We start from the raw sequence: 9,155 nt of genomic DNA on the forward strand, positions 1-9,155 counted from the left end.
TTTGGAGGCGGCGAGCCCGAGATAGTCGTTCGACGAGAAATCGAGCCCAGCGCGCGGCGAAAGCGTCCGCAGACGGTCCTTGCGCGCCAGTCCGCGCAAGGTCGCGTCATAGCGGGCAAGCGGCGCTTCGTTCATTGCGCCTCGAGGTCCATCGGCTCGATGCCGAGACGGCGGAACAGCAGCGTATCTTTGTCCTCGCCGGGATTGTCCGCCGTCAGCAGCGTGTCGCCGACGAAGATCGAGTTGGCGCCGGCAAAGAAGCACAGCGCCTGCATCTCGTCGGTCATGGCGGTGCGCCCGGCGGAAAGTCGGACATGCGATTTCGGCATCATGATGCGCGCCAGCGCGATCACGCGCACGAACTCGATCGGCTCGATCGGCCTGGCATCGGCAAGCGGGGTGCCGGCGATCGGGATGAGCATGTTGATCGGAACGCTTTCCGGATGTTCCGGCAGGTTGGCCAATGTCACCAGCATGTCGATCCGGTCCACCGGCTCTTCGCCCATGCCGACAATGCCGCCGCAGCAGACCTTGATGCCGCTGTCGCGGACATTGGCCAGCGTATCCAGGCGGTCTGCAAATGTCCGGGTCGAGATGATCTCTGAGTAGTAGCGCTCGGAGGTGTCGATGTTGTGGTTGTAGTAGTCGAGGCCGGCCTCCTTCAGCCGCTGCGCCTGGCCGAGGTCGAGCATGCCGAGCGTCATGCAGGTCTCCATGCCCAGCGCCTTGACGCCTTCGACCATCGCCACGACCGCATCCATGTCGCGCCCCTTGGGATTTCGCCAGGCGGCGCCCATGCAATAGCGGGTGGCGCCGGCGTCGCGCGCCTTGGTCGCTTCAGCGATGACGCGCCTGACCTCCATCAGCTTCGACGCCTTCAGCCCGCTTTCATGGTGCGCCGACTGGCTGCAATAGCCGCAATCCTCCGGACAGCCGCCCGTCTTGATGCTGAGAAGTCGGCTGAGCTGGACCTTGTTGGGATCGAAGTTCTGGCGGTGAACGGTCTGCGCCTGAAACAAGAGGTCGTTGAAAGGTGCATCGTGGAGAGCCTGGGCTTCTTCCAGGCTCCATACCCGGCGGTCGCCGAGGGATTGAACTTCAGGCGCGGTCTTTTCCGAAATCGCTGCGTGCATTTCGATCCTGTTCCTTGCGTTGTGGCGAGACCGGCTAGACTTTAGATGGCCAGGTCCGACGATCAAAGCTCACGATAATCGAGGCCGATATCGAGGATCGGGGCGCTGTGAGTCAACCAGCCGATGGAAATCAGGTCGATACCGGTTGCGGCAACGGCTGGCGCAATCGCGGCGGTGATCCTGCCAGACGCCTCGGTGACCGCCCGGCCACCCACCATGGCCACCGCATTGCGCAAGTCATCGACTGACATGTTGTCCAGCAGGACTGCGTCGGGCGCGTGCGCCAAGGCCTCTTCCAACTGGACCAGCGTATCGACCTCGACTTCGACCTTGACGAGATGGCCGACGCTCATTCGCGCCCGCTCCATTGCCGGGCGAATTCCGCCGGCGATGGCGATGTGGTTGTCCTTGATCAGGATGGCGTCGTCGAGGCCGAAGCGGTGATTGGCGCCGCCGCCGGCGCGCACAGCGTATTTTTCGACCGCTCGCAAGCCAGGAGTCGTCTTGCGGGTGCAGACGATTTTCGCCTTGTGCCCCCGGACCGCATTGACGATTGATGTCGTCGCCGTGGCTATGCCGCTGAGATGGCCCAGGAAATTGAGCGCCGTGCGTTCCGCCGTGAGAATGGCGCGGGCCGGGCCGCTCACCGAGGCGATGACCTCTCCCTGCGCGACCTCGCTGCCGTCCGCGCGTTCCACCGTCATCTCGACATTCGGATCGATCAGCTTGAAGGCAAGCATCGCCAGATCAAGGCCGGCGACGACGCCTTGCTGGCGCGCCGCCAGCACGGTCGTCACGTGGCGTTCATTCGCCACGATGGCGTCCGTGGTCAAATCGCCGGCCCTGCCAAGGTCCTCGAGCAGAGCTGCCCGTACCAGAGGCTCAAACATGATTGTGGGAAGTGGCGAGAGGTCCATCATGTCAGGCATTCCAGCCGAGGTTCGAGTTCCCGCGCTGTCCTCAGGGCGGCCTCCAGGGTGATTTCTGAGCGGCGGGCGACGGCCGCATGAAGGGGAAAATCCGTCCGCTGGTGGGCGCCGCGACTTTCCCGACGTTGCAACGCGGCAATCGTGATCATCAGCCCGACCACGGCCGGACCTGAGGTAGCATCCGCGCACTCGGCGAGCGGCAACAAGGCACGCGCCGCTGCTTCCAGGCCTTCGCGATTCCGTACAACACCGAGCGCGCGCGACAAGACAGGGCGCACTGCTGCCGGATCGGGCGACGGAGAGTCACTTGCAAACGTTTGCTGTGCACGCCGGGCAGGGATCCCCCGCAGGCTTTCTGCCACCCAGCGTGCGCAGACCACCGCCTCGGTCAAGGAATTGCTGGCGAGCCTGTTGGCGCCATGCAATCCGGTCGAGGCGACTTCGCCGCAAGCCCAAAGTCCTTGAACCGATGTGCGGCCGGCCAGATCCACGGCCACACCACCCATGTGGTAGTGCTGCGCCGGTCGGATGGGAATGAGGTCACGCGCCGGATCGATGCCGGCCTCTTTGCAAGCCAATGCGATCGTCGGGAACTGCCGCGCGAATGTCGGGCCGGGCCTTTCCCGCACGTCGAGAAAGACGCGGTGTCCGCTGGCCAGATGGTTCCCGACGGCACGCGCCAGCACGTCGCGCGGCGCAAGTTCCGTTCCTTGCACGCCGCTGAGAAACCGCCGGCCCGTCTCATCGACCAAGGTTGCGCCTTCGCCGCGAACGGCTTCGCTGATCAGCGACATCGGGCGCTTCGGCTCGTCAAGCGCGGTCGGATGGAACTGGACGAATTCCAGATCGGCAAGCACAGCCCCCGCACGGGCCGCCAACGCCAGACCCTGTCCGCAACTGCCCAGAGGATTGGTGCTGTCGTGGAACAAGCCACCGATCCCACCCGTGGCGAGGACGACCCGTGCCGTCGCGAGGAACACCGGACCTGCCGCGCCGCTCGCCAGGACACCGGCGATTCTGCCGTCCTCCGCCACCAGCCGGCGCGCTTCGAAGCCCTCGATCACCTCTATTGTCGGCGTCGAACGTACCGCCGCGACCAGGGCACGCATGACCTCTCGTCCGCTGCCGTCACCACCGGCATGAACGATGCGCCGCCGGCTGTGCGCGGCCTCCAGTCCGAGACGAAGGGCGCCTGCCGGCGTCCGATCAAAACGAACCCCAAACCGTGCCAGATATTCGATCGCGGCGGGCGCAGCGTACACGATGCGCCTTGCTGCTTCCGCATCGCAAAGGCCGTCACCGGCGGCGAGCGTATCGGTAAGATGGAGGATCGGGTCATCATCATCGCCCATGCTGGCGGCAAGCCCGCCTTGCGCCCACGCGCTGGACGCATCCGCGCCAAGCGGCGATCTTGAGAGCAGAAGCACCGGCTCGGGTGCCAAGTGTAGTGCGGTCATCAGCCCGGCTATGCCGGCGCCGATGATGACCGGCCGGTCGTCGAGGTCGCGGACGTCCATGCTCATACCGCCAGCATCCGCTCGACGGCCAGCCGCGCGCGCCCGGCAATCTCCGGCTCAATGGTGACGACATGGCGGTTCTGCTCGAGCGCCATGCGGATGCTGGCCAGCGTTATCCGCTTCATGTGCGGGCAGAGATTGCAGGGTCGGATGAATTCGACCTCGGGATGCTGGAGCGCGACATTGTCGCTCATCGAGCATTCCGTCATCAGCACGACGCGGGGCGGCTTTTGCCTTTCGACATAATCGGACATGGCGGCGGTCGAGCCGGAAAAGTCGGCCTCGGCCACCACATCGGGCGGGCATTCGGGATGCGCGAGCACCGTCACGCCGGGATGGTTTTCGCGCAACTCGCGGATATCGGCTGGCGTGAAGCGCTCATGCACCTCGCAATGCCCTTTCCAGGCGATGATCTCCACGTCGGTCTGGGCGGCGATGTTATGGGCCAGATACTCGTCCGGCAGCATGATCACCCGGGGAACGCCAAGGGACTCGACGACCGCTTTCGCATTGCCTGACGTGCAACAGATGTCGGACTCGGCCTTCACCTCAGCCGACGTGTTGACATAGGTGACGACCGGCAGGCCGGGGTAGCGTTGCCTGAGCAGGCGGATATCCTCGGCGGTAATAGAGTCCGCCAGTGAACAGCCTGCGCGCAGGTCTGGAATGAGCACGGTCTTCTCAGGGTTAAGCAGCTTTGCCGTCTCGGCCATGAAATGCACGCCGGCCAGCACAATCACGTCCGCTTCGGCCGATATCGCCTTGCGGGCAAGCGCCAGGCTGTCGCCGACGATATCGGCGACGCAATGGAAGATCTCCGGCGTCTGATAGTTGTGCGCCAGGATGACAGCGTTTCGCTGCCGCTTCAGGTCGAGAACGGCGTCGATGTCGCCGGCGAAGGCGGGCCATTCGATCGGTGGGATGACCCGGCGCACGCGTTCGTAGAGCGCGGCCGTGCGCGCGGAGGCGTTGAACATACCCTGTCTCCAATTATGCTCGAGCTGAGTATAACTGAGGCATATGCTTAACTTGAGCATAAGGAATGTCAAGCGCGTGAAAGTGGCAATTTTGTCCCCGCGACAGCTCGTTCCGCCAGAATCGCCTGACGGAAACGGAAACGCTTCGCCGGACGCCCGCCTGTGTCCGACATCGTCTCCCCGGTCTCCTCGACCAGATCCTGCTGTTCGATAAGGCGCCGGAAATTCTGTTTGTGCACGAGCCGGCCTGCGAGCGCTTCAACGGTTCGCTGCAACTGCAGGAGCGTGAAAGCCGGCGGCATTAGCTCGAACACGACGGGGCGGTATTTGATCTTGGTTCGAAGCCTGGCGATCCCGGTCGCCAGAATGCGGCGATGGTCGGCAGTCATTGGCCGGCCGGGAATGGCCGGCGAAATGCCATTGTCCCGGCCGCGTGTGGCCTCCGGCACCAGGGCGGCCTCATACAGCAGTTCGTAACGCTGCAGAGCAAGCTCCTCGTTCCAGCCGCGATCATCCAGGCCGAAGGCATACGCCACGCGCTGCCGGCGATCGCGGCGTATGCTCAGATTATCCGTGCCGTCGGCCCAGGCCAAAAGTCGAGGGATGAGCACATCGGGCACGATAGGTGGCACGCCCGCACGGTGATCCTCCCAGGGAAAATAGTCATACCAGCCTCGCCAGCCATGCGTTGGCGACCGTTCGGCCTGCTCTTCTCTTGTCAGGCCGAGATAGCTGATCGAGATCTGCACACGCTCGTCGCCGGTCCGGTCGCGGTCGGCAAAGGTGTAGAGCTGTTCTATATAGCCCAGCGGATGGCTTGTCTGCCGCTCCACCCATGCCCTCAGGCCTGACTGCAGGGAACGATGGCCGAGCTCAAAAGGGCCGGACGGCAAGGCTTGAGCTTGCTCAATGGTCAGGACACGTGGCTCGCCAGCGGTTACGGCAATGACGACAGCGATCAGATCCGCGCCGACGGCCTGGCTCTGATTGGCGCTTGTAGCCTGCCTTGTCGCCTGCGTAGTCTTGTTTTGCATAGGGTGCGAAGGGTCCGAAAAACAACGCGCCTTGGACAGGCAATCCGCGCGAAGGTGAACTGCCGCACGCTGCCCGTCAACGTTCACCACGCAGATCCCAATCGAGGCTTTCGACCGCCGAGTTCATTGCACCTGGGCGGGATTGAAGCGATCGACCCTGAAATCATCGAGCGGCTTGCGGCGCCAGCGGTGCTAGGGCGTGCGAATCGGCTGGCCGAAGCGAACAAACAGAGGATTAGCGCAACACATCTTCCACGAACACGGAAGCATCTTTCTGGGCAGGTCGGGCGCTCGGTGAAACAATGCCCAAAGGAACCATCGTGCCCATCCCGGGTTTGTCCTGTGCGCGATTTTGCGTCCCAGATGTGGCGGCAGAGCGAAGATGCGAGCGTGGGTTCGTGAAGGCTGGGTTCTGCTGAAAGAGGCCATCAGCGGCTTCGTCAACGACAACGCACTGAGCCATGGTGCGGCGATGGCCTTCTATGCCGCCACCTCGCTTGCGCCGATCCTGCTGATCGTGGTGGCGATTGCTGGCCTGGTCTTCGGCAACGACGCCGCCCGGCTGGCCCTTTCGGCGCAGATATCGGGCGTCATGGGCGCGCAGAGCGCCGATCTCCTGCAGGCGACGATCGAGACCGCCTCGCGCGGATCATCGAGTACCCTGGCCGCCATATTGGGGATGGTGACGTTGCTCGTAACCGCGTCGGGCGTCTTCGGCGAGATGCAGCTCTCGCTCAACGAAATCTGGAAGGTGAAGCCGGGCGGCACGTCGCTGTCGCGATTGGTGCGGGCGCGGGCCGCAAGCCTTGGGCTTGTCGCCGCCCTCGGCTTCATGCTTCTGGTATCGCTGGCTGCGAGCACGGCAATCTCCGCCCTCGGCGAACTCATCAATGCAGGTCTTCCGTTCGGCGAACTGATAGTCAGCGCCATCAACACAGTGGTTTCCTTCGTGCTGATCGCACTGCTCTTTGCGGCAATATACAAGGTCCTGCCTGACAGGACGTTGCAATGGCGCGACGTCGCCGTCGGTTCGCTCGTTACCACGCTTTTGTTCACGATCGGCAAGGCTCTGATCGGCTGGTACATCGGGACGAGTGCGATAGCGACGTCCTATGGTGCGGCCGGCGCGCTGATAATCGTGCTGTTGTGGGTCTACTATTCGGCCCAGATCTTCCTGTTCGGCGCCGAGATAACCCGCGCCTATTCTGTCAGGCACGGAAGTCGACCCGACCTCGCGCCCGTGATGGCGGCCCACGCAAGCACCAGGCGGGGCAGGCCTGGGGCATCCGGACGCGAGGTGGCTGCGTGGATGGTCCTCAGCAGTTTGCTGACGACGCTTTTTGTCCGACCCTGGCGCTCACGCTAACGCGCTGGACGTCTCCGGCTCAGTTCAGGGCAAAAGCCCACCTGCCGTGGCGGGTGGTCGCGCCCGCCATTCAAATCATGAACTCCAAGGACGAGCCCTGACGGTCTACCGTCGGGGTCGAAAAGGTTTGCGCCAATTGCGCGCTTGGCCGGAACTGCCATGGCTGAGCAACGTTTCCATGAACACGCAGTCAAGGAGTACGAGAATGCAAACCTCACCGGCGAGTTCCATGCATTTTCCGACCGCCCCTGCCATCGTGCCCTTTGACGGCACAGTGACGGTCAGGTTTTCAGACGCCATCGTTGCGTCCAGCGAGCGGGCAAAGCTGCTTTATGAAGATGGGCGAAATCCGGTCTTCTACATCCCGTTCGAGGATATCTATTTCGAGCTCTTCGAGAAAACGAACACCACCTCGGATTCTCCATGGGGCACGGCCAGCTATTGGCGCGTTCATGCCGCCGGTGCATCCGCCGACAATTTCATGTGGGCCTATGAGACGCCTGAGACAGCCGCCTTGGCTATCGCTCGGCACGGCGTTTTCGATCCGCACAAGGCGCGCATCGACGCCGATCCGGCCGAGGACAAACAGCATACGCCGCACCTCCCCGAATAGCTGCAGCGACGCAAAGAAGCGGCACGCAAGCCTGCAAGGCCTAACCAGGCGTCGTGTCGGAAAGAGGTCGGACCGAAGAGGTCCTCAATGTCAGCGCATGGATTGACCTACGGACCATTGGGCAGCAGTTGCGTCCATCTCTGCGTCGACATGCAGCGCTTGTTCGCGGAGCCATCGCCCTGGGCGACGCCGTGGATGGCCCGCGTCCTGCCCCTCATCGAAACGCTGGTCGCAAGGCATGCGGCGCAAACCATCTTTACCCGCTTCCTGCCTGCACAGAGGCCGGGGCAGGGGGTGGGCACGTGGAAGCGCTACTATGACCGATGGGCGTCGATGACCATGTCCGAGCTCGACCCGGAAATGATTGAGCTTCTGCCTTCGCTGATGCGGCACTCTCCGCCGGCAACCGTTCTCGACAAGCACATCTATTCGCCCTGGTTCGAGGGCAGGCTCAGGAACTTTCTCGCGCAGCATAGGATCGACACGCTGGTGATCACCGGCGGCGAGACCGACGTCTGCGTGCTGGCAACCGTTCTCGGCGCCATTGATTTCGGCTACCGGGTGGTGCTGGTGACGGACGCTCTGTGCAGCACTTCGGATGCCACTCACGACGCGCTGCTAACGGTCTATCATCAACGATTTGCGCAGCAGGTCGAGACAGTGGAGATGGAGACAATCCTGTCGGAGTGGACCTAGTTCAGTCACCCAGGAGGTAGTCCTGGCCTTCGGCGCTCTCGCCTGTCGATCTAGCAGCCGCGGAACGCAAAAAGCTCGGAATCGATGTCCTGGAGGCCGCCAATCGCAGATGAAACCATCTCAGAAGCGATCTGCGAGAAGGTGATGCCGTTGCCGCCATAGCCCATCACGGCGTGAATGCGTGGGAAGCGGGGCAGGGCGCCTATATAGGGCAGGCCGGAGGTCGTGGTGCCGAAGGAGCCGGTCCATGCAAATTCCGGTCTGGTGTCCAGCTTTGGCAACAGATGGCCCAGCTTGGCCGCCAGGCGCTGGGCCTTTTCGGCGATCATTGCGTCGCGATGCTCCTCATCGGTGAAATCCTCGTCCTCACCACCACAAATGACCCGGCCGTCTGCCGTTGTCCGAACGTAAAGATACGGCTCCGATGCCTCCCATAGCAGAGTAGTCGCAGGCCATAGGCCTTGGGGCTGGCGGTTCGTGGCGATCGCCCAGGTTGAAACGATGCTGTGCGCGGTCGCCGGAATGATGTCGGTCAACTCATAGCCGGTTGCCAGCACCAGATGTCGTGCCGAGATCGTCGGACCGAGACTGGTTTTGACAACAACCTGATCGCGACCGTGCTCGATCTCGGTCGCTTGCACTGGCGCATAAAGACGTGCCTTCCGCCCCAAAGCCCGCAGCAACAGTCCGGCTGTGAGCTTGCGCGGATCGAGCGCAATGTTGTCGTGGCTGAGGATGGCTGCTGCGCGATCGATTCCGAAACTGTCGGCCAGAGTCTGGCGGGTCAGATAAGTCGCGGCAATCCCGGCCTGCCGGCGTGCGTTGCTTTCGGCGCGCAATTCCGCCGGACCAAGCATGTTGCCCGCCAGATAGAATGAAGGCGGGTTGGC

General features: G+C 63.1%; 9 protein-coding genes and 1 pseudogene. 3 read left to right on the plus strand and 7 right to left on the minus strand.

What is annotated here, in order from left to right; genetic code table 11:
* The 6 genes and pseudogenes from EN781_RS35320 to EN781_RS16685 form a co-directional block, all read right to left on the minus strand.
* Positions 1-135, minus strand: a pseudogene (locus tag EN781_RS35320) (8-amino-7-oxononanoate synthase); the annotation flags it as partial.
* Complete coding sequence (gene bioB, locus EN781_RS16665; RefSeq protein WP_126056210.1) at positions 132-1,133, minus strand: biotin synthase BioB; 1,002 nt, start codon at positions 1,131-1,133, stop codon at positions 132-134. The gene bioB and the pseudogene EN781_RS35320, both read right to left, overlap by 4 nt.
* Positions 1,134-1,195: 62 nt before the next feature.
* Positions 1,196-2,050, minus strand: a complete 855-nt coding sequence (gene nadC, locus EN781_RS16670) for a carboxylating nicotinate-nucleotide diphosphorylase (RefSeq protein WP_126059215.1) — start codon at positions 2,048-2,050, stop codon at positions 1,196-1,198.
* A complete protein-coding gene (locus EN781_RS16675) occupies positions 2,050-3,585 on the minus strand; it encodes an L-aspartate oxidase (protein WP_126056209.1) in 1,536 nt (511 codons plus the stop codon). Before EN781_RS16675 ends, nadC begins: the two co-directional genes overlap by 1 nt.
* Positions 3,582-4,556, minus strand: coding sequence for a quinolinate synthase NadA (nadA, locus tag EN781_RS16680; protein ID WP_189347625.1), 975 nt, complete (start codon positions 4,554-4,556; stop codon positions 3,582-3,584). Before nadA ends, EN781_RS16675 begins: the two co-directional genes overlap by 4 nt.
* 68 nt (positions 4,557-4,624) lie before the next feature.
* On the minus strand, positions 4,625-5,590 hold the full coding sequence (locus EN781_RS16685) for a hypothetical protein (RefSeq protein WP_126056207.1): 966 nt from the start codon (positions 5,588-5,590) through the stop codon (positions 4,625-4,627).
* 382 nt (positions 5,591-5,972) lie between these two features.
* Between EN781_RS16685 and EN781_RS16690 the strand changes: the two genes are divergently transcribed.
* The 3 genes from EN781_RS16690 to EN781_RS16700 all read left to right on the plus strand — a co-directional run bounded on the left by EN781_RS16690 (position 5,973) and on the right by EN781_RS16700 (position 8,265).
* A complete protein-coding gene (locus EN781_RS16690; protein ID WP_126056206.1) occupies positions 5,973-6,956 on the plus strand; it encodes a YihY/virulence factor BrkB family protein in 984 nt (327 codons plus the stop codon).
* 178 nt (positions 6,957-7,134) lie between these two features.
* Positions 7,135-7,569: a DUF427 domain-containing protein gene (locus tag EN781_RS16695; protein ID WP_245455573.1), complete on the plus strand. Its 435-nt coding sequence runs from the start codon at positions 7,135-7,137 to the stop codon at positions 7,567-7,569.
* A gap of 87 nt (positions 7,570-7,656) precedes the next feature.
* The gene (locus EN781_RS16700; RefSeq protein ID WP_126056205.1) at positions 7,657-8,265 is read left to right on the plus strand and encodes an isochorismatase family cysteine hydrolase; all 609 of its coding nucleotides are present in this window, start codon (positions 7,657-7,659) and stop codon (positions 8,263-8,265) included.
* Between the two features lie 50 nt (positions 8,266-8,315).
* Here EN781_RS16700 and EN781_RS16705 read toward each other — a convergent pair.
* Positions 8,316-9,155, minus strand: an 840-nt coding sequence (locus tag EN781_RS16705; protein ID WP_145965526.1) for an FAD-binding oxidoreductase, incomplete at its 5' end; no start/stop codon positions are given.

This window comes from Mesorhizobium sp. M4A.F.Ca.ET.090.04.2.1, from assembly GCF_003999085.1.
Classification (GTDB): domain Bacteria; phylum Pseudomonadota; class Alphaproteobacteria; order Rhizobiales; family Rhizobiaceae; genus Mesorhizobium.

What these genes read in the sequence shown, in the direction of transcription:
- bioB (WP_126056210.1), bottom strand. Translation starts at nt 1,133, where the DNA reads ATGCACGCAGCGATTTCGGAAAAGACCGCGCCTGAAGTTCAATCCCTC.
- nadC (WP_126059215.1), bottom strand. Translation starts at nt 2,050, where the DNA reads ATGGACCTCTCGCCACTTCCCACAATCATGTTTGAGCCTCTGGTACGG.
- EN781_RS16675 (WP_126056209.1), bottom strand. Translation starts at nt 3,585, where the DNA reads ATGAGCATGGACGTCCGCGACCTCGACGACCGGCCGGTCATCATCGGC.
- nadA (WP_189347625.1), bottom strand. Translation starts at nt 4,556, where the DNA reads ATGTTCAACGCCTCCGCGCGCACGGCCGCGCTCTACGAACGCGTGCGC.
- EN781_RS16685 (WP_126056207.1), bottom strand. Translation starts at nt 5,590, where the DNA reads ATGCAAAACAAGACTACGCAGGCGACAAGGCAGGCTACAAGCGCCAAT.
- EN781_RS16690 (WP_126056206.1), top strand. Translation starts at nt 5,973, where the DNA reads ATGCGAGCGTGGGTTCGTGAAGGCTGGGTTCTGCTGAAAGAGGCCATC.
- EN781_RS16695 (WP_245455573.1), top strand. Translation starts at nt 7,135, where the DNA reads ATGAACACGCAGTCAAGGAGTACGAGAATGCAAACCTCACCGGCGAGT.
- EN781_RS16700 (WP_126056205.1), top strand. Translation starts at nt 7,657, where the DNA reads ATGTCAGCGCATGGATTGACCTACGGACCATTGGGCAGCAGTTGCGTC.